This is a genomic window from Streptomyces sp. ICBB 8177, assembly GCF_003144095.1.
In the GTDB taxonomy this organism is placed as follows: Bacteria; Actinomycetota; Actinomycetes; order Streptomycetales; family Streptomycetaceae; genus Streptantibioticus_D.
Window position 1 is genome coordinate 325113 of sequence record NZ_NSKH01000004.1, and the last position, 23601, is coordinate 348713.

The window sequence follows — 23601 nt, forward strand, 5'->3', positions numbered from 1 at the left end:
GTGATGGCCAGCGGTCACCACGTAGGTCCCCGCGCCCGGCCCCTCGCCTGCCTCCTCACCGCTCCGTGAGCCCCGACGAGCGGCCCGCGCGAAAAGATTCCTCCGGCCGCCGTGTCGAGAATCCGTGGCGTGCTCCGTCTCCCCGGTGAACGTGCCCACAATGGGTCGCACCGGTACCGAGGAGAAGCACTCATGGCCAAGTATCTGCTGCTCAAGCACTACCGCGGCGCTCCGCCGGCGGCCTGCGACGTGCCGATGGACCGGTGGACGCCGGAGGAGATCTCGGCCCACGTGAAGTACATGCAGGACTTCGCGGCCAAGCTCGAAGGGACCGGCGAGTTCGTCGACGCCCAGGCGCTCGCCCCGGAAGGCACCTTCGTCCGGTACGACGGAGAGGGCCGCCCGCCGGTCACCGACGGCCCGTTCGCCGAGACCAAGGACCTCATCGCGGGCTGGATGGTGATCGACGTCGACAGCTACGAGCGGGCGGTCGAGCTGGCAGGCGAACTGTCGGCGGCCCCGGGAGCGGGCGGTGAGCCGATCCACGAATGGCTGGAGGTACGCCCGTTCCTGACGGCGCCCCCCACCATCGCGGAGTGACCTGCGCCATGGACGAGGCCCTGCTGCGCAGCCTCACCCCCGGCGTGATCGCGATCCTCGTCCGCCGCGGAGCCGACTTCGCGGCGGCCGAGGACGCCGTTCAGGACGCCCTCGTGGAGGCGATCCGCGTCCGGGCGGCCGACCCGGGCGCGGGACCTTCGGGCCCGCGGGGGCCGGTGCGGGACCCCAAGGCCTGGCTCGTCACCGTCGCCTGGCGCCGCTTCCTCGACGCGCGGCGGTCGGACACCGCGCGGCGACGGCGCGAGGCGGCGGTGGACGAGGAGCCGGTGCCCGGACCCGTGCCGGCGACGGACGACACACTCCAGCTGTACTTCCTGTGCGCCCACCCGTCGCTGACGCCCGCCTCCGCCGTCGCGCTCACGCTGCGCGCGGTGGGCGGCCTGACCACCCGCCAGATCGCCGAGGCCTACCTGGTGCCCGAAGCGACCATGGCGCAGCGCATCAGCCGGGCCAAGCGCACGGTGTCCGGCGTGCGGTTCGACCAGCCCGGCGACGTCGCCACCGTGCTGCGCGTCCTCTACCTGGTCTTCAACGAGGGCTACTCCGGCGACGTCGACCTCGCCGCCGAGGCCATCAGGCTCACCCGCCAACTCGCGGCCGCCGTCGACCACCCCGAGGTCGCCGGACTGCTCGCCCTCATGCTGCTCCACCACGCCCGCCGCGCCGCCAGGGCCGCCCCCGACGGGAGCCTCGTGCCGCTCGCCGAACAGGACCGCGCCTCATGGGACACCAGGGCGATCGCCGAGGGTGTCGAGATCCTTCAGGCGGCTCTCGCCCAGGACCGGCTGGGGGAGTACCAGGCACAGGCCGCGATCGCGGCCCTGCACGCCGACGCGCGCACCGCCGAGGAGACCGACTGGGTGCAGATCGTCGAGTGGTACGACGAACTCCTGCGCTTCACCGACAGCCCCGTCGTCCGCCTCAATCGCGCGGTGGCCGTCGGCGAGGCGGACGGGGCGCGCGCCGGGCTGGCGGCGCTGACCGGTCTGGACACGTCGTTGCCCCGCTACGCGGCGGTGGCGGCGTACCTGCACGAGCGCGACGGCGACCTGGCCGGGGCGGCTCGTCTGTACGCGGAGGCGGCGCGCAAGGCAGGGAACCTCGCCGAGCGCGACCACCTGACCCGCCAGGCGGCCAGGCTCAACGCTCAGCGATGAGGGGCCGCCGGGGCTGGTTCACAGGGTCCGCGAGGGAGGCCGGGCGACGGTGCCGGACCGGGCTGGGCACGCGGGGCCCGGCCGGTGCCGGGGGCCGAGGCAGGCGGGGCACAGGTCGGGGCGAGGCCGCTCCCGGCGCGAATCCCAGGGCGTGCAGTGGGTGCGCTGTCGGCCGTCCGGCCCGGTGACGGTGACGGCCCAGGACATCGGGTGCCCGAGGGCGGCTCGTGCGGCGGGACCGTAGAGCACGGCGTCGACGCGGTAGGGCACGCCACGAGTGTCCTGGTAGACCGCGCCGGGGCGTCGGGGGCCGACGCGTCGGCGGTGCACGCGGGCGGCGTCAGCGGCGGTTAACGGCATGGAGCACTCCTTACGCGTGTTGCGGAAGCGACTGCCCAGGGAAAACGTCGCCTCACCCCGAACGCCCCGGCGTCACTCGCACGGCGGACGAGACCCTAGCGGGTGTCCGAGCCGTTCGGGGGACGGGGTGAGGTACGGAGTGCCCGCATCCTCGCACGTGAATCAGTCGCCATCGAGTGGCGGAGCGACTGTTTGCGATGGATCGTGGCGCAAACGCGATGGAATCGGTTCCGCGCGGCGCTTGTCGTTCCGGCGTCGGCGCCGTCGTTCCGGCTGCGCCTGCGGACTCGGCTCGGGCCTGGCATCCGAACGCACCCCGGTCGCCATCCGCGTAGGGGTTCAGCGTTCGCGGAAGCCGCCGAGGAACCGCCGGAAGAGGCCGCCCTCCCGGGGCAGCGGGGCGGATGGCGGCGGAGCGGTGGGCCGCTCACGGGCGACCGGCCGGCTGTAGTCGGCCCGCGCGATGGCGTCGACGGTCTGGTCGAGGTCGAAGTCCCCGGAACCCTCCACGCACGGCACGAAACCGACCAGCATCCCGTCCCGCATCACCTGTGCCTCCAGGCTCGCGGTGTCGTCGGTGTCCCAGACGGCCTCGCGGCCGTCGTGCAGCACGACCCGCACGCCGGTCCGGTAGACGCCCTCGCGGGCTACATGGGCGTCGAGGCCGCGCTCCCGCAACGCGTCCACGACATGAAGCGCTCGGTTCTCGTCCATGCGGCCACGGTAACGCCGCCGTGCGGGAAGAGGCCTGGCCGCAGGGCCGGCGGGCGAGCACGACCTTGCCGATGCCGATGCCGATGCCGCACTCCGCCGCGTGCAGCAGGTCGGCGGCCCGGGCGAGCGGCGGTTCCGCGGCGACGCGGGCGGTGATGCCGCCGCGGGTGCACGTCACGGCGCAGCAAAAGGAACGGCGGCTGGTGGTCGTCGAGACGACGAACACCAGCCGCCGAGGTCCCGGGATCAGCCGGCCCGTGCGGGCGTCAGAGGATGCCGAGGAGTCCGAGGCCGAGCAGGCCCGAACGGGGCTCGAGGCCGATCCCGCCCCTGTTGAAGTCGTCCCGTCGGTCGTGGCAGCCGCAGCGGTCGCCGTCACGGCCGTCGTCGTGCCGCGACCCCTGGTCGTGACGCCAGTCGTCGCGGCCGTGGTCGTCGTGGCGCGGCGGGCACGGGTGGTGCCACTGGGGAGCGAGCGGCACCGCGGGCGCGGCCTGGGCGACGCCCGACAGCGGCGCCACGGCGCCCGCCGCAAGGACAGCGACGGCCATGCCGCGTGCCAGATTCCTCATCACCGTTGGATCTCCTCGAGTGCGGGGAGCAGGGGATGCTCCGATCGAGCCCAGGGGTACCCCCGCCCGCAGTGGGTCCGGGGTCGCGGGCGCCGAACGAGACCCCGACGGCTCTGCGGGTCCACCCTGGTGGCTGAGACGCCGCGAGGGGACTGAGGGCGATCACCTGCCGTGATGGCGTGGGGGCTTGACATGCCGTCAGGAACCGCGCCGTCTCGACCCCCGTGCGGGTCCGGGCGGCGGTGTCCGGCGTCTTCGGACACCGCCGCTGCACGGCGTGAGCTTTCCCGAGCGCAACGGTCATGGTCGACCGACCCGTGCAGGCGGGCGTCTTTCCCGGCCGCGACGGGTCAGACTCGGCCGAACGGGTGGTCTCGCTCCCGGTGGAACGGGGGCCGCAGGTGTGCTCGAGCCGGGCCCGTCTAGCGCGCCCCCGCCTGCTCGCGCGCGGCCGGGGCCGCCACATCGGTGCCGAGCGCGCGCAGGATCTCGTCCACGCTCTGCTTGGCGTCGCCGAAGAGCATGCTGCTGTTGTCGCGGAAGAACAGCGGGTTCTGCACGCCCGCGTAGCCCGAGGCCATCGAGCGCTTGAACACGACGACCTGTTCCGCCTCCCAGACCCGCAGCACCGGCATGCCGGCGATCGGGCTGCCCGGGTCCTCGGCCGCGGCCGGGTTCACCGTGTCGTTGGCGCCGATGACCAGCACCACGGACGTGCCGCTGAAGTCCTCGTTGATCTCGTCCATCTCCAGGACGATGTCGTACGGCACCTTCGCCTCGGCCAGCAGTACGTTCATGTGCCCGGGCAGACGCCCGGCGACGGGGTGCACGCCGAAGCGGACCTCGACGCCGCGCTCGCGCAGCCGCCGCGTCAGCTCCGCGACCGGGTGCTGCGCCTGGGCCACGGCCATGCCGTAACCGGGAGCGATGATCACCGACCCGGCCCGGGTGAGCAGCTCCGCCACCTCCTCGGCCCGCACCTCGCGGTGCTCGCCCTGATCCTCCTGGCCGCCGGACGGCGCCTCGATGCCGAAGCCGCCCGCGATGACGGAGATGAAGGAGCGGTTCATCGCCTTGCACATGATGTAGGACAGGTAGGCGCCGGAGGAGCCGACCAGTGCGCCGGTCACGATGAGCAGGTTGTTGTCGAGCAGGAAACCGGCCGCGGCGGCCGCCCAGCCGGAGTAGCTGTTGAGCATGGAGACGACGACGGGCATGTCGCCGCCGCCGATGGACGCCACCAGATGCCAGCCGAGCGCCAGCGCCAGCACGGTCACCGTGATCATCAACGGCAGATCCGGGCTGATGGTGAACCACACCGTCAGCGCGACGAACAGCGCGAGCGCTCCCAGGTTCGCGGCGTTCTTGCCCGGGAGCATCAGGGGACGGGAGTTGATCCGCGCCGACAGCTTCAGGAACGCGACGATCGAGCCGGTGAAGGTGACCGCGCCGATGAAGATGCCGATGAACACCTCGGCGTGGTGGATGCCCAGCAGGTCGGCGGCGATCCGGGTCTGCGCCGTCCCGTGCGACTCCACCTCCAGGTAGCTGTCCCAGCCGACCAGCACCGCGGCGAGGCCGACGAAGCTGTGCAGCACGGCGATGAGTTCGGGCATCTGCGTCATCTCGACACTGCGCGCCCGCCACAGGCCGGCCACCGCGCCGATCACCATCGCGACCAGGATCAGGGCGATCGCGCCCGCGGTGAGGCTCTGCGCGGCCACCACGATCGTGGCGACCAGTGCCAGGGCCATGCCCGCGATGCCGTAGACGACGCCGACACGGGAGGTGCGGTGCTGGGACAGACCGGCCAGGCTGAGGATGAACAGCAGGGCGGCGACCAGGTCGGCCGCGTGGGAGGCCGTCGTGGAGGTCATCTCGGCTCAGCCTTTCGAAGACGTCGAGAACGTCGAGAACATCGACAGCATGCGGCGGGTGACGGCGAAACCTCCGAAGACGTTGACGCTCGTCAGCAGGATCGCCACGAAGGACAGCGTGGTCACGATCCAGCTCTCGTGGCCGATCTGGAGCAGGGCACCGATCACCACGATGCCGGAGATGGCATTGGTGACCGACATCAACGGCGTGTGCAACGCGTGGTGCACCTTGCCGATGACGTAGTAGCCGATCACCACGGCCAGCGTGAACACCGTGAAGTTGTCGGCGAGTTGGGACGGCGCGAAGCCCACCACCAGGAACATCGCGAGCATCCCGATTCCGATCAGGCCGAGGCGGCCCGCCGGCGTCAGCCTGGCCCGCTTCGGCTCCGGCTCGGCGGGCGCCGACGCCGGCGCGGGCGGCGCGGCGGGCGCGGCCGAGACGGACACGGGCGGCGGTGGCCAGGTGACCTCACCGGCCCGGACCACGGTGACGGCCCGCTGCACGACGTCGTCGAAGTCGAGCGTCAGCCGCCCGTCCTTGCCGGGTGTGAGCAGCTTGACCAGGTTCACCAGGTTGGTGCCGAACAACTGCGAGGCCTGCGCGGGCAGCCGGGAGGCGAGGTCGGTGTAGCCGATGAGGTGCACACCGCCCTCGGTCACCACGGCCTCGCCCGCGACCGTCCCCTCCACGTTGCCGCCCATCGCCGCCGCCATGTCGACCACGACGCTGCCCGGCTTCATCGCCGCGACGTCCGCGGCGGTCAGCAGGCGCGGCGCGGGCCGGCCGGGGATCAGCGCGGTGGTGATGACGATGTCCACGTCCTTCGCCTGCTCGTGGTAGAGCGCGGCGGCGGCGCGGTCGTAGTCGGCGGAGGTCGCCTTGGCGTAGCCGTCGGTGCTCGCCTCCTGCTCGACGTTGACCGGAAGGTACTCGCCGCCCAGCGACTTCACCTGGTCCGCGACCTCCGGGCGCGGGTCGGTGGCCCGCACGATCGCGCCGAGGCTGGACGCCGCGCCGATCGCCGCGAGACCGGCCACACCGGCACCGGCCACCAGGACCTTCGCCGGAGGCACCTTCCCGGCGGCCGTGACCTGTCCGGTGAAGAACCGCCCGAAGACGTGCGCGGCCTCGATGACCGCCCGGTACCCGGCGATGTTCGCCATCGACGACAGCACGTCCATCGACTGCGCGCGCGAGATCCGGGGCACCGCGTCCAGCGCCAGCGCGGTCACACCGGCCCCGGCGAGCGCCTGGAGCAGTTCGGGCCTCTGGGCGGGGGACAGCAGACCGGCCAGGGTCGCACCCTGGCGGAGCCGCCCGATCTCCGCCTCCGAGGGAGCGTTCACCTTCAGGACGACATCCGCCGCCCAGGCCTCGCCGACCGTGGCACCGGCGTCGAGGTACGCCTCGTCGGTGAAGCCGGAGGCCGCACCGGCCCCGGGCTCGACGACGACCTCGTAGCCGAGCCCCAGCAACTGGCGTACGGTCGTCGGGGTCGCCGCGACGCGGTTCTCCCCGGCGAGGGATTCGCGGACCACGCCCACGTGCTGCGGAGGGTGGTGTGCGGGTTCTTGAGCAGACATATCCTGCAACTCTCGTCAGAAACCGTGTTGAGGGGGATCTGTGCTCGGGGGAGTCCTACGGAGTCCTTCCCCTTTGGTCGCAGGAACCTACACGTCGAACGGGTGGTGGCCGACGTGAAGCGGCCGTGATGTGTTTCACCTTGCGGCACCGGGGGCTCACGGCCCGTCAGGGGTAGGAGCGGGTGCCGACCCACCGGAGAGCTCGTGTGAGTCCTACCGCCAGGCCCGCGCGCCGCGTCGGCGGCGGCGACCGCCCCACGCCCCCTTGGTGTGCGCCGGCCCGGCGCCTCGCGCGTCGTGCGTCACTTCCGCGCCGGCGTATGGGAGCGCTTCCCCTTCGAGAGGTAAGCGATCAAGCCGGAGTCTGCGGCTTCCCGAGTTCAAGAAGGAACGCTATGGATCTCTTGGCGGGCCGCGGACGGCCTGGCTTCCTGTGGGGCGACATCCTCGCCTGCCCCACGGTGCCGCTTGTTGAACGACCGGCCGAGTTCCGCCCGTGGAAGGGGCAGCCACGACCGCACAACCGCACCGGGTTCTGCGAGCTGACCGCCCGGCGACCACAGCGCGCGGCGTGTGCCTCGACCGCGGAATCCGCGACCGAGGCACACGCTCTGACGTCTCAAATCCCCATGTATCAGGGGAGTTCGGGCAGCGCGTTGGCGCGGGCGACCGCGCCGTACCAGTGCGCGCTGTCCTTGAGCACTCGGCGTTGCGTGGGAAAGTCCACGTGCACGATGCCGAACCGCCTGGCATACCCTTCCGACCACTCGAAGTTGTCCAGCAACGACCACAGGAAGTAACCGCGCACGTCCGCTCCGTCCGTGACGGCCCGGTGCACCGCCTCCAGATGGGAGCGCAGATACGCGATACGGCGCGGGTCGTGGACCGCTCCGTCGGCATCGACGGTGTCCTCGAACGCCGCGCCGTTCTCCGTCACGAGCAGCGGGAGCCCGGGGTGCGCACGGGAGACGCGCACCAGCAACTCGTGCAACGCGGACGGGTCGACGGCCCACCCGCTCGCGGTGCGCTCTCCAGGTGGCTGGCGGAACGTCACCCGCTCGGAGCCCGGCCACGGCGAGTGCTCGCTGCCCCCGTGGCCGTCGGCCCGACCGGGCTCCTGGCCCTCCGGAGTGGCGGACACCACGGTCGGGGTGTAGAAGTTGAGCCCGAGCAGGTCGATGGGCTGCCGGATCGCCTCCAGGTCGCCGTCGGCGACGAACTCCCAGTCGGTGATCGCGGCGGTGTCCTCGATGAGGTCGGCCGGGTAACGTCCGTCCAGCATCGGTCCGGTGAAGATCCGGCCGCCCAACGCGTCGATGCGGCGGGCCGCGTCCCGGTCGGCGGCCGACGCGGTCGCGGGACGCACCAGGTGCAGGTTGTGCGAGACCGCCACCCGGGCGGCACGCGGCAGCACCGACCGCAGCGCGCTGACCGCCGCCCCGTGGGCCAGGTTGAGGTGGTGGGCCGCGCGCAGGGCGGCGAGCGGCTCGGTGCGTCCGGGCGCGTGCCGGCCGGACCCGTAGCCGAGGAACGCGCTGCACCACGGCTCGTTGAGCGTGGTCCACAGCGGTACGCGGTCACCGAGGGCGTCGGCCACCAGGTGCGCGTACTCGGCGAAGCGCCCCGCGGTGTCGCGGTTCGCCCAGCCGCCGCTGTCCTCCAGTTCCTGCGGCAGGTCCCAGTGGTAGAGGGTGAGGGCGGGCTGGATGCCGCGCTCGACCAGGTCGTCGACGAGAGCGCGGTAGAAGTCCAGGCCACGCTGGACCGCGGGGCCCCGGCCGGTCGGCTGCACACGCGGCCAGGAGACGGAGAAGCGGTAGGCGTTCAGGCCGAGCCCCGCCATCAACGCCACGTCCTCGGCACGGCGGTGGTAGTGGTCAGCGGCGACCTCGCCGGTGTGGCCCTCGTGTACCTTGCCGGGCCTGGCGCTGAAGGTGTCCCAGATGGATGGTGTGCGGCCGTCCTCCGCGACGGCGCCCTCGATCTGGTAGGCGGAGGTGGCGGTGCCCCACAGGAACCCGGCGGGGAAGGAACGGGCCGCCGAGGTCCGAGGCGTGTGGAGCGTGAGGTGGGTGTCGGCGGTTTCGGTGACGGTGGAGGGTTCGAAGACAGCGGACACGGAATGCTCCCGGGTGGTCGTGAGCGGAAATGTTCGGTGGCGGAGTGACCGGCCACCGTTCGGCAGCCGTGAGTTTGACGGGGCGTCATCCCTTGACGGCGCCTTGCATGACGCCGCCGACGATCTGCTTGCCGAAGACCGCGAAGGCGATCAGCAGCGGAGCGGTGGCCACGATCGCTCCGGCCATGATCACGGACTCGTTGATGTCGTAGCCGCCGCCGATGCTGGCCAGGGCGACCTGCAATGTGGGGTTGCCGGAGGGCGTCAGGGCGATCAACGGCCACAGGAAGTCGTTCCACGCCTGGACGAAGGTGAGCATCCCCAGCACCGCCATGGCCGGGCGGGCCACGGGCAGCACGACGTGCCACACGATCCGCCAGGAGTTGGCGCCGTCCGTCCTGGCGGCCTCCAGCAACTCGGTCGGCAGCGCCTGCGACAGGTACTGCCGCATGAAGAACACGCCGAAGGCGGTCACCAGGCCGGGCAGGATCACCGCCTGCAACCGGTCGGTCCAGTGCAGCCCGGACATCAACTGGAACAGCGGCAGCACGCTCAACTGCGGTGGCACCGCGATCGTGGCCACGACGAACACCAGCAGCGCGTTGCGTCCGGTGAACCGCAGTTTGGCGAAGGCGAAGCCGGCGAGGGTGGCGAACAGCACGGTGGAGACCGTGACCGCGCTCGCCACGATGACCGAATTGGCCATCGCGAGGCCCAGGGTGTGGCCGCCGGGCCCGTTGTAGTCCCATACCGCCCGCAGGTTGCGCAACAGGTTGCCACCCGGCACCAGGGGCGGTGGTGTGCGGGCGATCCTGGTCTGCGAGGTGGAGGCGGCGACGAGGGAGAAGTACAGCGGGAAGAGCGAGGCGATCGCCACCACGGCGAGGACCAGGTGGGCGATCGGGCCGCCGTGCTGCCGGCGGTCCGCACCGTCGCCGTGCCATCGGCCTCGCGTCGGCCGCCCTGCGCTCGTCGGTCCCGTGGCGACCACGGAGGAAAGGGTCATGGGGATGGCTCCTCGTTCAGGCGCTCTTGGTTCAGGCGCTCTTGCGCATGCGGCGCACCAGCACCGCGTTGAGTGCGCCGACGACGACGGCGACGAAGAAGATGACCCAGGCGACGGCCGCGGCACGGCCCAGGTGCTCGGAGTTGAAGGCGAGCCGGTACACGTACAGAGCGAGGGTCGAGTATTGGTTGTCGGGGCCGCCGTTGATGCCCTGACCGCTGCCGCCGAACAGGTAGGGCTCACCGAACAGTTGCAGTGAGCCGATCGCGGAGACGATGACGGTGAACAGGATGGTCGGCCGCAGCGAGGGGATCGTCACGTGCCGGAACTGCTGCCACCGGTTGGTGCCGTCCAGCTCCGCCGCCTCGTACAGGTCGCCCGGCACGGCCTGCATGGCGGCCAGGTAGATGAGGGTGTTGTAGCCGGTCCAGCGCCACATCACGATGGTGGCGACGGCTAGTTGGGCGCTGAAGGTGCCCGACTCCCAGGACACCGGTCCGACGCCGAACAGGTGCAGTACCCAGTTGGCGAACCCGGCGTCGTTCTGCTGGAAGACGAACTGGAAGATGAGAGCCGCCGCGGCCACCGAGGTGGCGTACGGGGTCAGCAGCGCGACCCTCAGGAACAACTGGCCGCGCAGGCGGTAGTTGAGCAGGTGCGCCAGCCCGAGCGCGGCCAGCAGTTGTGGCACCGCGGACAGCAGCCCGATGGTGACCGTGTTGCGCAGCGACTTCCAGAACACCTGGTCGTGGACGAGCATCGTGTAGTTCCCGACGCCGTTCCACGTCATCTGATTGGGCGTCAGCGTGCTGACCGAGTGCAGCGAGACCCAGCCGGTATAGAGCAGCGGGAAGAGGCCGAAGGCGGCGAAGAGCAGGAAGAACGGGGCGACGAGGAGATACGGCGTGCCCTTGACGTCGAGCCGGTGCAGCAGGCTTCGGCGGCGCTGCGCGGCGGTCGGCACGGGCGCGGGAACCGGGGGAGGGACGCGGTGGGGCGGTGCGGTCGTGGACGTGGACACCGGAAGGCCCTTCGTGACGGTGGAGGAACGGGAACCTGGTCCCGAGCACCGGAGCGGCCGGCCCGCGACCGTCCGCCGCCGGGGGGGGGGCGGCGGACGCGAGCGGGAGGGCACCCCGGTGCCGACGGGTTCCGGGTCAGCCGGTGGTGTCAGTGGTGATCTGGCTCATCGTCGCGTTCCACGCCGCCGCCGGACTCGTGTGCTTCTGCTCCATCAGCAGCACGCCGTTGCCCATGTCGTTGCGGATGACCCCGTCGTACTCGCCTATGGGTGCCGCGGGGATGCGCTTGGCCGCGGCGGAGAAGATCTGGCCGATCGGCGCGTTCGACAGGAACGCGTTACGCGCGCCGGAGACCTTCGGGTCCGTGTAGGCCCGCACGTTGGAGGGGAAGTTGCCGACGTCGGGGGTGGCGAAGACCTTCGCCTCCTGCGCGGGCTCGGTCAGCCACTCCACCAGCGCCTGCGCCTGCTGGATGTGGTGTCCCTGCGCCGGGACGGTCAGGTACGAGCCGCCCCAGTCGGAAGCCTGCGGCGCGGTCGCCACGTTCCACACCCCGGAGTTCCTCGGGCCCGCGTCGTTGACGATGTTGGCCATCTGCCAGGCCGGGCAGATGGTGGTGGCGAAGGTGTTGTTCGCGAACCCGGCCGACCACTGGGTGGAGAACTGCGCCACCCCCGGCGTCTCGCCCGCGGCCACCGCCTGCCCGGCCAGCTGCCAGGCGGCCTTCACCGACGGGTTGGTGCGGTAGACGGCCTGGCCACTGCTGTCGTAGTACTGCAGCGCCCCACTTCCCACCACACTGTTGAACAACCCCTCGCCGCTGTCCAGGAAGTACGTCCCCTTCGGGGCGTGCCGCTGGTACTGCTCGCCCACGACGTCGACGAACCTCTGCCAGCTGCCCGCCCACAGCTTCGCCACCGCGTCCGGCGCCGTGGGCAGGCCCGCGGCCTTGAACAGCTTGGCGTTGTAGCAGACCGCCTCCGGTCCGAGGTCGGTGCCGAGACCGACCACCGTGCCGCTCTTCGCCTTGCCCTGCGCCCACTTGACCGGTGCCCAGCTGCCCGCGGTCACCCCGGGGACCTTCGACAGGTCGGTGAAGCGGGAGGCGAGGGTCGTGGTGACCTGGCCCATCCGGGAGACGTCGAACGCCTGGATGTCGTCGGCTCCCGATCCCGCGGCGAGGTGCGCCTGAGTGGCGTTCCAGTAGTTCTGCTCGTTGGCGTTGTTGTCTTCGACGATCCTGATGTTCGGGTGCAGCTTCATGTACTCGGCGAACAGGTCGGCGCCCTTGGCGTTGTAGCCGAAGGTCCCGAAGTCCCCCACTTTGAGGGTGACCGTGCCACCGGCGGCGGAGTCCGGCCCTCCGCCGCTGTCACTGCCGCACCCCGAGACCGCCCCGGCGATAAGGCAGGCGGCACCGACCGCCGCCAGCAGGCGTGTGCGGCGGCTCGGTCTGGGCTTGACGGTCCAATCACGCATGGGCAACTCCCTTGCACACAGGCTCACTTCGGGCGTGGACGGCGAAGGTTCCGAGATCCCGGGCGTACACGGATTCCCTCGGAAGCCGCTACGATGGGAGCGCTCCCACCGAGACGTGACGAGCGTTGCGGCTCGGCGGCACGGTGTCAAGAAGCCGGACAAGGGCAACCGCGCGGCCTCCCAGTCGCGCCGGGTACCTGCCGTGCCGCCGGCCCGGCCGGACAGGGCATGATGGCGGCGACACGACCTGGAGGCGACATGCGCGACAACGGACGCCGTACCGGGCGGCCCACCCTCGAAGAGGTGGCGGCCCGCGCCGGCGTGGGCCGCGGCACCGTCTCCCGGGTCGTCAACGGCTCCCCGCTGGTCAGCCCCGAGACCAAGGCGGTCGTCGAGCGGGCGATCTCCGACCTGGGATACGTGCCCAACCGCGCCGCCCGCGCCCTGGCCGGCAACCGCAACGACGCCATCGCCCTGGTCATCCCGGAGGCCGACAGCAGACTGTTCGCGGAGCCGTACTTCTCCGACATCATCCGCGGCGTCGACGCGGCGCTGGCCGACACCGACACCCAACTGCTGCTCACCCTCAGCCGCACTCCCAGGGAGCGCAAGCGGCTCACCCAGTTCTTCGGCGCCCACCGCGTCGACGGCGTGCTCATGGTCTCGGTCCACGAGGACGACCCGTTGCCCGACCTGCTGGAACACCTCCAGATGCCCGCGGTGCTGGCCGGACGCCGTTCCGGTCGCGAAGCGGTGAGCTATGTCGACTCCGACAACAGCGGCGGCGCCCGCGACGCCACCGCCCACCTGCTGGCACAGGGCCGGCGCGCGGTGGCGACGATCACCGGACCGCTCGACATGTACGTGGCCCGCTGCCGCCTCGACGGCTACCGGACCGCGTTGCGCGAGACGATCGGCGACGCGGCGGCGAAGGCGGCCGAACGACTGTGTGTGGCGGGTGACTTCACCGAAGAGGGCGGCCTGCGCGCCACCCGTGAGATCCTCCAGCGGTGCCCCGAGGTGGACGCGATCTTCGCCGCCTCCGACGTGATGGCGGCCGGCGCGCTACGAGCCCTGCGGCAGGCGGGCCGCCGGGTGCCTGACGACGTGGCGCTCGTGGGATTCGACGACTCGGTGATCGCCCGTCACACCGACCCTTTGCTGACCAGCGTCCGCCAGCCGGTACAGGAGATGGGCCGCACGATGGCCCGCGTCCTGCTGGAACAGATCAGCGACCCGTCCGCGACACGCCGCCACGTCATCCTCGACACCGAACTCGTACGCCGCGAGTCGGCCTGAGGGAGGCGGGCAGTGCGTTGCGGCCGGGGAACGAAGCCGGCGCCGCCCGTCGGCGTCCGGGCGGCCTGAGACCGGGCTGCCGATCCGGCGCGGGTCAGCTGCCCGTGGCGTCTCGGGCGATCTGCTCGAAGTGGGGCGCCATCGCCTCGGACAGGGCCCGGGCCGCCGAGAGCGGACGGACCATGACGAGGAAGTCGTCGATCCTGCCGTCCGCGTCGAAGTGGAGGACGTCGCAACCCTGGATCTTCCTGCCGCCCACGGTGGCCGTGAAGAAGAACGCGTGGTCGCGGCCGTCCGGGTTGGCGATCTCACGGACGTAGGCGAAGTCCTCGAAGACGGTGCTCACCGCCCGCAGGATCGCGGAGGTGATCGCCTTGCCGGGATAGGGCTTGAAGGCGACCGGGCTGGTGAAGACGACGTCCTCCGCCAGGAGGCTCTCCACCGCCGCGTGGTCGCCCGCCTCGACGGCCTTGCGGAAGGGGTGCAAGGGGCCACCTCTCACGTTGCCGATACTCAACTAATTGACTAGGTGGATCGGAGGCTACGGGCCTCGCGTCGGCCTTGTCCAGATGCCCGTCCAGGTGCTTGTCCAGGTTTGCGTACGCAACTCGTCGACTGATCGCCCTGACGTACTCTGAGGCCATGGCGCTGCGCGACGCGGTGATGGCCGCGCTTCTCGAGGGCGAGGCATCCGGCTACGACCTGGCGAAGGCGTTCGACGCCTCGGTCGCGAACTTCTGGACGGCCACCCCTCAGCAGCTCTACCGGGAGCTGGAACGCATGCGGCGCGAAGGCCTCGTCTCCGCCCGGGTGGTGCGGCAGGACCGGCGACCGGACAAGCGGCTGTTCTCCTGACCGAGGCCGGACAGCAGGCCGTGCGGGCCTATGTCGCCGAGCCCGTCGGCCGGCCGACCGCGATCAGGGACGAACTGCTGGTCAAGGTGCACTGCGCGGACGTGGGCGACCTCGGTGCGGTAAGGGCGGCGATCGCGGAACGCCGTGAACAGGCCGCGGCCAAACTCTCCCGCTACGAACGCCTGCGCTCACGACTGCTGGCAGGGCGGACCGAGGACGAGTACGTCGCCGAAGCGGAACGGATCGGCCCGTACCTCGCCTTGCTGCGCGGGACAGCCTTCGAGCGCGAGACGCTGACCTGGTGCGATGTCGCGCTGCGGCGGCTGGGGGAACGGATGCCGGCTGACGCCGGACGTGTGACTGACACCGACGTCGTCAGGTGAACGAGGCGTGCACGCTTTCATCGAGGCGGCCCACCGACTCCTGCTGGAAGGCGTGGTCGTACAGGCTCCGGACGGCCTCCAGTTCGGCGTTCGCCGATGCCGCCTTCCGGGTCGGGTAGACGATGACGACGCGGTAGGAGCGTTCCTTCTCGATCACGCCGTGCCGGTCCCGGTACTGCCCGGTCCCGTCTTCGACGGTCAGACCGGCCGGGAAGCGTGTGGTGACCTGGGTGTCGAGGAACCGCTGGAACTGAGCGGCCGTCACGGGAGTTCCGCCGTCGGGGCGCTGGGTGCCGAACAGCAACGTGGTCTCGGTGTACGCCTCACGCGGCCCGACGGGGGTCTCGGCGGCCACGACGAAGGGGGCCAGCACCACGGTCCCGGCCGCCACGAGCACGCCGGCCAGCAGCGCCCGGGTTCGCTTTTGGGTCTTCACGCACGGCATAACGCGGCACAGCCGCAAGAGTTGTGGTGACTTGGCCGCCGTCGCGGATCGTCCGCCGCCCCCTCTGGACGCTTCAGGCGCAGCCGCCCCCAGGCAGGTTCACTTGCTGTACAGGTCCTCGATCTGCGCCGCGTACACTTGGATGATCCGCTCTCTGCGCAACTTCAACGACGCTGTCATGAGACCGTCCTCCACGGTGAACTCGGTCGGCAGCACGCGGAAGGCGCGAATGGACTCGGCACGGGACACGGCGGTGTTGGCCGCGGAGACCGCCTGCTGAATCTCCGCGTGCAGGGCCTGGTTGGCCGGGGCGGGCCCCCAGTTGTCGTACACCTGGCGGCCGACGAGTCGCTGCCAGCGAGCGACGGCCGACCGGTCCACCGTGATCAGAGCGGTCACGTACGGACGGTCGTCCCCGACCACCACGCACTGCGAGATCAACGGGTGCCGGGTGAGCCGTTGCTCCAGCACGAGAGGGCACAGGCTCTTGCCCCCGCTGGTGATGATGACGTCCTTCTTGCGTCCTGTGATGACCAGGTATCCGTCGTCGTCGAAGCGGCCGAGATCGCCGGTCAGCAGCCAGCCCTCATGCAGACCGGCCGCGTCCGCGGCCGGGTCGTCGAGGTAACCGGCGCAGACCGTGCGGCCCCGTACGAGGATTTCGCCGTCGTGGGCGATACGCAGTCGATTGCCCGGCAACGGGCGACCCACGGACCCGAACTTCAGCCGGCCCGGGGGCTGCGCGGTGACCGCGCCCGTGGTCTCGGTCAGTCCGTAGCCGTCATACACCGTGATCCCGGCCCCGGCGAAGACCAGGCCCAAATACCGGTCGAACGGCGACCCTCCGGTCACGGCGTTCCGCACCCGGCCTCCCAGCGCTTCGCGGATCCTGCGGTAGACGGTGCGGTTGTAGCGTGCGTGCGTCGCGATCAGGGCGGGACCGGGCCCTTGCCCCTTGCCCCAGGCGTGTCGTTCCACCGCTTCGGCATACCGTGCGGCGACATCGATCGCCTTGTCGAAGGTCCGCAGGTTGCCCTCCGCTTCCGCCTGGTCGCGTGCTCGGTCGAGCATGCGCTGGAACACGTAGGGGACGGCGAAGACGAACGTCGGCCGGAAGGAGGCGAACGCGGCCGTGAGTGCGGCCGGCGTGAGGTCGGCCTGGTGGCCCAGGAGGATCCCTCCGCGCAGGGCTGCCACCTGGAAGGTCAGGCCGTATATGTGGGCCAGGGGTAGAAAAGCGAGGATCGAGGGCTCCTGACCAGCCGGCGCCAGGAGCGAGCCCCAGCCGGCGAGGAGGGTGTCGCTCATGTACGCGAGGTTCGCGTGCGTGATCCGGCACCCCATCGGGCGGCCTGTGGTGCCGGAGGTGTAGGCGATGACCGCCACCGACCCCGGTTCCACGGCCCAGCGGTTCTGGTCCACCAACTCGTCGGGAATCCCGCGTCCGGCGCGGCCGAGTTCGCCCAGGCAGTCGTGGTCCATCTGCCAGATCCAACGCAACGCGGGCAGCCGATCGCAGACGGCGCCCACCGTCATGGCGTGTTCCTCGCCCTCGACGACCACGGCCGTCGCACTGGTGTGGGAAAGGGCCCACTGGACCTGCTCGGCCGAGGAGGTGGGGTACAGGGGCACCAACTGGGCGCCTATGGTCCACACGGCATAGCTGAGGACCGTCCACTCATAGCGGGTCCGGGCCATCACGGCGATCCGGTCACCGAAACGGACGCCTGACGCCAGCAACCCCTTCGCCACCGAGCGAACCTCGTCGCGCAGGGCTTCCGCCGTCACCCGTAGCCAGGGGCTGTCGTCCCGCGCGCGTCTGGCGAGCACGGCACGGTTCGGCTCGCGCCGTGCCATGTCGTGGACCGTCTCGGCCAGTCCGCCGGTTTGCTGGGCCTCCACCAACGGTGGCGTAGCGCATTCACGCATGGCACCCCCAGGTCCAGGGGCCGGCTCCACTTCGGGGCCGGAGGTGGCGAAAAGCTACTCGCCCGGGCTGAAGCTGCATAGGTCGTGACGGCAACTTCCTTCGTGGGTACGGCGATGCCGTCCCATGGACACCGAATCTCCCCGTCTCCCGGCCTACTTACCGCGGGAAACGGCTTTGCACCCCGCGTCGCTTCCCCCACTATGAGCACTCCGATCCACGCGTCCGGTGTGATGTGGCCCGGCTTTCCGACGCCCGCGGCCACCGTGCGGCAGTGGACGAGGAGGCCTGGGCATGTCGCATCCCCACGATTCCGACGTGGACACCGACCGCGGTGCCCCACCGCTCTTCGCGAGGGACGTCCCGGACGCCACGCTCACTGAGCGGATGCGGGCCGGCAGCCACGCTGACGCCGTAAGGGAGTTCAAGCGCCGCCACCGAGCGGCGGCCCGTGCGTACGCCGCGCTGTGCACCCGGCATCCGACGAGCGCGGACGAACTCGCGGACGAAGCCCTGGAAGCGGCCACCGCCCAAGTGGTGGCCGGCCATGACGCACCCGGCACCTGGCGGCAGCAAGTGCTGCTCGTCGTACAGCGGGCCGCGGCCGACTGGCTTGCCCAGGGGCGGGAGCGGGAACTCGACCCGGCGTTCGTCCAGCGGATCAGCCAGGGCGCCGTATCCGGCCTCGTCGCGCCCGCGTTGAACCCCGACCACTTGAGCGCGGCGGTGTTGCGCGGGTACTTCGGCCTCAGCGCACCCGTGCGCACGGCGTTGTGGCACGGCGAGGTCGAGCGGGAGCCTTTGACGTGGCTGGCGGCCAGGCTGGGGAGGGGCACGGCTCACGCCGAAGCCGCGCTGGCCAAGGGGCGCCGGGAGATCAAGCACGCGTTCGTGCACGCCTACCTCGAGGACCAGGGCACCGCGGAATGCCGTGGTTTCCGGCGCATCTTCGAGGTCGCCGGCCGACCGGACGACCAGCGGCACGACGAGGCCTTCATCGCCCACCTGGGGTCCTGCCCGGGCTGCACGGTCGCCCTCACCGAACTGGCCAGGTTGTGGGAGGAGCCCCGCGCCGCCCTCGCCGAGGGCCTGCTCGGCTGGGCGGCGCACCGTTACGTGACGGGAGCGCCGAACCATGGTGAGCCGAGCGTGCCGTTGCCACAACCCGGTCGCCGTCCCGTGCCCCCGTCTGCCGAGGCTCGCGAGGCGCTTCCCCAGCGCCGCCACCGACGCCGAGGAGTGACGTCCGCCCGGTGGCCGCTGGTCGCAGCCGCCGCGGCGCTCTTACTCGCGGGCACGGTGGTGCTGGCCCGACAAGAACTGACCGGCGGCTCGTCGGCACGCCGGCCGGTGCGTTCCCGGGCTTCAGCCGTCCCGAGCGCCGGCCCGTCGCCGCGCGTCAGCGTGCCCGGCCCGCCCACGGCTCCCGCGACGCCGCCCACGGCATTCGCGAAAGACGTCTACACCCGCGTCATGAACGTCGCCTCCGGACGATGTCTGGACATCGACGGCGCGAGCCCTGCCAAGGGCCGGCAGGTGATCACCGCGCCCTGCGACGACTCGGCGACACAGCAGTGGCGATTGAGCGACCAAGGACTGGTCGCGTCCCTCGCCGACCCGGCACTCTGCCTCGACACGGACAGCGCCGACGACCGGGGCGCGAGCGTACGGCCCTGTGCCGCACCCGACGAAGGACGGGAGACCGGTCTGCTGGTCTCCGTCGACCAGCTGGGCCGAATCCGGCCGCGGTCCGCCCCGCTCCTGGCCCTCACGCCGCACGCCGCGGACTCCGACGCCGGACTCAGCCTGTGCCGGGCCAGCGGCCGGCGTGATCAGCGCTGGACGACCACGCCGACGGCGTCGGAAGCTCTCGCATCCCCAGTGGTTCATCGCTGAACCCCGGGCTTCCTCCGTCGCACGACGAGGGCGCGACGCGACCGGACCTCTCGATACGGACCCGCATCGGATGCACTCGCGTATCTGATACGTTTCCGTATCGAGGTGAGGGTGATGGCGACCGACACAGCTCAGGCGGGCTCCGACGCGGCGCCGGACAAGCCGGCGGGGGCACGCGTGACGCGCCGGCGTGCGCAGACCCGCGCCCGGCTGCTGGAGGCCGCGTTCGCGGTGTTCGCGGCCAGGGGATTCGGCCGGGTGTCGATCGAGGAACTGTGCGACGCGGCCGGATACACCCGCGGCGCGTTCTACTCGAACTTCGCCAGCCTGGAGGAGTTGTTCTTCGCCCTGTACGAGGAACGAGCCGAGCTGATCGCCGCGCAGGTCACGCGGGCGTTGGCGCAGGAGCCGACCGGCCTCGACCTGGAGCCCGCCGTGGAGCGCGTGACGGCGGCCCTCCTGCTGGAACGCGACTGGCTCCTGGTCAAGACGGACTTCCTGGTCCACGCGGCCCGCGAGCCCCGCGTGGCCGACGCACTGCTGGAGCACCGCCGCCGCCTTCGGGAGACGATCGCCCAGCGGCTGGCCGTCCTTGCGGAGCACCGGCGTCTGCCCGCCGTTCTCGGGGACGCCGACAGCGCGGCCCACGCGGTAGTCGCCGCGTACGACGGCGTCACCACCCAACTGCTGCTCGACCGCGACGTCGACCACGCCCGCGCCTGGCTCAGGCAACTCATCCTCGCGCTGCTGTCCCCCGACACGGCGGAGCGCCGGCAGTCCACTCGCTGACCCATCGCCCGCCGCGTACGCGCCCGGCGGGCCCCGACAGGATGGAGTACCGCCATGGACGCCGACGTCATCGTGGTCGGAGCAGGTCTCGCCGGGCTGGTCGCTGCACACGAACTGACCGTCCGCGGCCGCCGGGTCGCGGTCGTCGACCAGGAGAACGCGGCGAACCTGGGCGGCCAGGCGTACTGGTCCTTCGGCGGACTGTTCCTGGTCGACTCGCCGGAGCAGCGCCGCCTCGGCGTGAAGGACTCCTTCGACCTGGCGTGGAACGACTGGCGGGGGAGCGCCCGTTTCGACCGCCTGGACGACGAGGACTCCTGGGCGGTCCGCTGGGCGCGCGCCTACGTGGAGTTCGCCGCCGGGGAGAAGCGCTCCTGGATCGACTCCCAGGGCATCAAGCTGACCCCGATGGTCGGCTGGGCGGAACGCGGCGACCTGCGCGCCGACGGGCACGGCAACTCGGTACCGCGCTTCCACGTCGCCTGGGGCACCGGGACGGGCGTGGTGGGCCCGTTCGTGCGCAGCGCCCAACGCGCTTGCCGAGAAGGCCTGCTGACGTTCCATCACCGCCGACGCGTGGACGAACTCGTCGTCCGGGACGGGGTGGTCACCGGAGTGCGCGGGACGGTGCTGGCCGAGGACTCCTCGCCGCGCGGGGTGGCCTCCAACCGCGAACGCGCCGGTGACTTCGAACTCACCGCCCAGGCGGTGATCGTCACTTCCGGTGGCATCGGGGCCGATCACGACATCGTGCGCCGCTACTGGCCGCGGCGGCTGGGCACCGCCCCCCAGCGCATGATCACCGGTGTGCCCGCGTACGTGGACGGGCGGATGCTGGACATCAGCGCGACCGCCGGTGCGCGGCTGGTCAACCGCGACCGGATGTGGCACTACACCGAGGGCGTGCGCAACTGGGATCCCGTGTGGCCCGGACACGCGATCCGCATCCTGCCGGGGCCCTCCCCGATGTGGTTCGACGCCCTCGGGCGGCGCCTGCCCGACCCCTGCCTGCCGGGCCACGACACCCTGAGCACCCTCAAGTACCTGCGCACCACCGAGGACATCGCGGGCTACGACCACTCCTGGTTCGTCCTCACGCAGAAGATCATCGAGAAGGAGTTCGCGCTGTCGGGCTCCGAGCAGAACCCCGACATCACCAGCGGCGACCGCAAGGCCGTGCTGCGCGAACGGGCGCTCGGCAAGGGAGCCCCCGGGCCGGTCGAGGCGTTCAAACGGCACGGCGCGGACTTCGTCGTCGCCACGTCACTCGACGAACTCGTCGCGAAGATGAACGCCCTCACCGACGAACCGCTCCTCGACCCTGCGGTGCTGCGCGCCCAGATCGAGGCCCGCGACCTGCAGATCGCCAACCCCTTCAGCAAGGACTCCCAGGTCCAGGGCATCCGCAACGCCCGCCGCTACCTCGGCGACCGGCTCAGCCGCGTCGCCGGCCCGCACCGCATCCTCGACCCGCAGGCCGGCCCGCTCATCGGCGTCAAGTTGCACGTCCTCACCCGCAAGACCCTCGGCGGCATCCAGACCGACCTGGACTCGCGTGCCCTGGGCCAGGACGGCCGGCCCGTCGAGGGGCTGTACGCGGCCGGGGAGGTCGCCGGCTTCGGCGGCGGCGGTGTCCACGGCTACAACGCCCTGGAGGGCACGTTCCTCGGTGGCTGCCTGTTCTCGGGCCGTGCGGCCGGTCGCGCCGCCGCCGAGGCCGTCGCGTAACGGGGGAGTGCGGCCACGGGCGGCGGGAAGACGCCGAAGGGACAGGGCTAGCCTGAGTGCTTCGCGCCGCCCGGCCGCGGGCCGGGCGGTGTGCCGTGCTCGCGTACGAAGAGGGTGAAAGAGCTCCATGCCACTCAAGCGTCCCCACCAGCACCGAGGCGTCAGCAAGCACCTGACGGCCAACCCGGTCTTCAGCCGGGAGCCGATATCCGTCCCCCGGTTCAAACTCCCGCACGACGGGATCGACCCGGACGTCGCGTACCAGATCATCCACGACGAGCTGATGCTCGACGGCAACGCCAGGCTCAACCTCGCGACATTCGTGAGCACATGGGCCGAGCCCCAGGCCCAGGCGCTGATGGCCGAGTGCGCCGAGAAGAACATGATCGACAAGGACGAGTACCCGCAGACCGCCGAGGTCGAAGCGCGGTGCGTGCACATGCTGGCCGACCTGTGGCACGCCCCCGACCCGGACCGCGCGGTGGGCTGTTCCACCACCGGGTCGAGCGAGGCCGCGATGCTGGCGGGGCTGGCGCTCAAGCGCCGCTGGCAGCACCGGCGGCGCGCGGAGGGCAAGCCGGCCGACCGGCCCAACATGGTGATGGGCATCAACGTCCAGGTGTGCTGGGAGAAGTTCGCCGACTACTTCGAGGTCGAGCCGCGTTACGTGCCGATGGAGGGCGAGCGCTACTGCCTGTCCGCCGAGACCGCGGTCGAGCTGTGCGACGAGAACACCATCGGCGTGGTGGCGGTGCTGGGCTCGACGTTCGACGGGGCCTACGAGCCGGTGGCCGAGATCGCTGCGGCGCTCGACGCCCTCCAGGAACGCACCGGAATCGACGTGCCGGTGCACGTGGACGGGGCATCCGGCGGGATGATCGCACCGTTCCTCGACCCGGAACTGCCCTGGGACTTCCGGCTGCCGCGCGTCGCGTCCATCAACACCTCGGGCCACAAGTACGGCCTGGTGATGCCCGGTGTGGGCTGGGCGCTGTGGCGGGACGCCGAGGCGCTCCCGGACGACCTGGTCTTCCACGTGAACTACCTCGGCGGCGACATGCCGACGTTCGCGCTGAACTTCTCCCGGCCCGGGGCGCAGGTCATCGCGCAGTACTACAACTTCCTGCGGCTCGGCTTCGACGGTTACCGCATGGTGCAGCAGACCTGCCGCGATGTCGCGACGCGCCTGTCCGCCGAGATCGCCAAGCTGGGCCCCTTCACCCTGCTCACCGACGGCAGTGAGCTGCCCGTCTTCGCCTTCCGCGTCAGCGACGACATCGACAACTTCACCGTCTTCGACGTCTCCGCGGCGCTGCGCGAACGCGGCTGGCTGGTGCCCGCGTACACCTTCCCCGAACACCGCACCGACCTCGCGGCGTTGCGCGTGGTGATCCGCAACGGTTTCGGCCACGACCTGGCCGACCTGTTCCTGGAGGACCTGCGCCGCGTGCTGCCCCGGCTCAAGGCGCAGGCGGCACCGCACCGCAACGCCGAGAACGCGGGCGCGTTCGCCCACGGCGCGGAGACCAAGGAGTCGCCGCGCAAGTCCGGCAAGCCCGCCGTCCCGGCCGCACGCCGAGCCGAGTCGTAGCCGAGCCCCGCCTCCGGGGCCCTCGCCACGGGCCCCGCAGGCGGCTCGTCCCTCAGCCGTCGCGCATCGCGCTGCGGCGCTCCGGTGCCCACCGGTCGGCTCACGGCCTGCGTCGAGCGATGCTCCGTCCGAAGAACGCGCTGCCCTCATCGCCCTTCAACTGCCTTGAGGATT

The 23601-nt window shown here is 71.3% G+C and carries 18 protein-coding genes and 1 pseudogene; 8 read left to right on the plus strand and 11 right to left on the minus strand.

Annotated features, from left to right (window positions below; genetic code table 11):
• Positions 1–192 precede the first annotated feature (192 nt).
• Positions 193–600 (plus strand): YciI family protein, encoded by a 408-nt coding sequence (locus CK485_RS07125; RefSeq protein ID WP_109448137.1) that lies wholly within the window; start codon positions 193–195, stop codon positions 598–600.
• Positions 601–608: 8 nt separating this feature from the next.
• A complete protein-coding gene (locus CK485_RS07130) occupies positions 609–1778 on the plus strand; it encodes a DUF6596 domain-containing protein (protein ID WP_109448139.1) in 1170 nt (389 codons plus the stop codon).
• Positions 1779–2477: 699 nt separating this feature from the next.
• On the opposite strand, the gene CK485_RS07140 is transcribed toward CK485_RS07130, so the two are convergent.
• The 8 genes from CK485_RS07140 to CK485_RS07175 all read right to left on the minus strand — a co-directional run bounded on the left by CK485_RS07140 (position 2478) and on the right by CK485_RS07175 (position 12514).
• Complete coding sequence (locus tag CK485_RS07140; protein WP_109448143.1) at positions 2478–2852, minus strand: hypothetical protein; 375 nt, start codon at positions 2850–2852, stop codon at positions 2478–2480.
• Between the two features lie 266 nt (positions 2853–3118).
• The gene (locus CK485_RS07145) at positions 3119–3424 is read right to left on the minus strand and encodes a hypothetical protein (protein ID WP_146214496.1); all 306 of its coding nucleotides are present in this window, start codon (positions 3422–3424) and stop codon (positions 3119–3121) included.
• Positions 3425–3846: 422 nt separating this feature from the next.
• Positions 3847–5301 (minus strand): Re/Si-specific NAD(P)(+) transhydrogenase subunit beta, encoded by a 1455-nt coding sequence (pntB, locus tag CK485_RS07150; protein WP_109448147.1) that lies wholly within the window; start codon positions 5299–5301, stop codon positions 3847–3849.
• Between the two features lie 6 nt (positions 5302–5307).
• Positions 5308–6888, minus strand: a complete 1581-nt coding sequence (locus CK485_RS07155; RefSeq protein WP_109448149.1) for a Re/Si-specific NAD(P)(+) transhydrogenase subunit alpha — start codon at positions 6886–6888, stop codon at positions 5308–5310.
• Positions 6889–7522: 634 nt separating this feature from the next.
• The gene (locus CK485_RS07160) at positions 7523–9007 is read right to left on the minus strand and encodes a GH1 family beta-glucosidase (protein WP_109448151.1); all 1485 of its coding nucleotides are present in this window, start codon (positions 9005–9007) and stop codon (positions 7523–7525) included.
• Positions 9008–9092: 85 nt separating this feature from the next.
• The gene (locus CK485_RS07165; protein ID WP_109448153.1) at positions 9093–10013 is read right to left on the minus strand and encodes a carbohydrate ABC transporter permease; all 921 of its coding nucleotides are present in this window, start codon (positions 10011–10013) and stop codon (positions 9093–9095) included.
• A gap of 31 nt (positions 10014–10044) precedes the next feature.
• Positions 10045–10977, minus strand: a complete 933-nt coding sequence (locus tag CK485_RS07170; protein WP_241968216.1) for a sugar ABC transporter permease — start codon at positions 10975–10977, stop codon at positions 10045–10047.
• Positions 10978–11170: 193 nt separating this feature from the next.
• Entirely contained in the window at positions 11171–12514 is a 1344-nt protein-coding gene (locus CK485_RS07175) for an ABC transporter substrate-binding protein (RefSeq protein WP_109448157.1), read from the minus strand.
• A gap of 258 nt (positions 12515–12772) precedes the next feature.
• Here CK485_RS07175 and CK485_RS07180 point away from each other — a divergent pair, with 258 nt between their 5' ends.
• The gene (locus CK485_RS07180) at positions 12773–13813 is read left to right on the plus strand and encodes a LacI family DNA-binding transcriptional regulator (RefSeq protein ID WP_109448159.1); all 1041 of its coding nucleotides are present in this window, start codon (positions 12773–12775) and stop codon (positions 13811–13813) included.
• Positions 13814–13907: 94 nt separating this feature from the next.
• Here CK485_RS07180 and CK485_RS07185 read toward each other — a convergent pair whose 3' ends face one another.
• On the minus strand, positions 13908–14300 hold the full coding sequence (locus tag CK485_RS07185) for a nuclear transport factor 2 family protein (protein ID WP_109448161.1): 393 nt from the start codon (positions 14298–14300) through the stop codon (positions 13908–13910).
• A 155-nt stretch (positions 14301–14455) separates the two neighbouring features.
• Between CK485_RS07185 and CK485_RS07190 the strand changes: the two are divergent.
• Positions 14456–15051 (plus strand): annotated as a pseudogene (locus CK485_RS07190) (PadR family transcriptional regulator).
• Here the strand turns inward: CK485_RS07190 and CK485_RS07195 are convergent.
• Together CK485_RS07195 and CK485_RS07200 are read right to left on the minus strand one after the other, a co-directional pair.
• Positions 15044–15487 (minus strand): DUF3574 domain-containing protein, encoded by a 444-nt coding sequence (locus CK485_RS07195; protein ID WP_241968195.1) that lies wholly within the window; start codon positions 15485–15487, stop codon positions 15044–15046. The pseudogene CK485_RS07190 and the gene CK485_RS07195 overlap by 8 nt on opposite strands.
• A gap of 108 nt (positions 15488–15595) precedes the next feature.
• On the minus strand, positions 15596–17425 hold the full coding sequence (locus CK485_RS07200) for an AMP-dependent synthetase/ligase (RefSeq protein ID WP_109448165.1): 1830 nt from the start codon (positions 17423–17425) through the stop codon (positions 15596–15598).
• A gap of 292 nt (positions 17426–17717) precedes the next feature.
• Between CK485_RS07200 and CK485_RS07205 the strand changes: the two genes are divergently transcribed.
• The 4 genes from CK485_RS07205 to CK485_RS07220 all read left to right on the plus strand — a co-directional run bounded on the left by CK485_RS07205 (position 17718) and on the right by CK485_RS07220 (position 23427).
• Positions 17718–19319 (plus strand): ricin-type beta-trefoil lectin domain protein, encoded by a 1602-nt coding sequence (locus CK485_RS07205; RefSeq protein WP_109448167.1) that lies wholly within the window; start codon positions 17718–17720, stop codon positions 19317–19319.
• A 114-nt stretch (positions 19320–19433) separates the two neighbouring features.
• A complete protein-coding gene (locus CK485_RS07210; protein ID WP_109448169.1) occupies positions 19434–20108 on the plus strand; it encodes a TetR/AcrR family transcriptional regulator in 675 nt (224 codons plus the stop codon).
• A gap of 54 nt (positions 20109–20162) precedes the next feature.
• A complete protein-coding gene (locus CK485_RS07215; RefSeq protein ID WP_109448172.1) occupies positions 20163–21836 on the plus strand; it encodes an FAD-binding dehydrogenase in 1674 nt (557 codons plus the stop codon).
• Positions 21837–21963: 127 nt separating this feature from the next.
• The gene (locus CK485_RS07220) at positions 21964–23427 is read left to right on the plus strand and encodes a glutamate decarboxylase (RefSeq protein WP_109448174.1); all 1464 of its coding nucleotides are present in this window, start codon (positions 21964–21966) and stop codon (positions 23425–23427) included.
• Positions 23428–23601 lie beyond the last annotated feature (174 nt).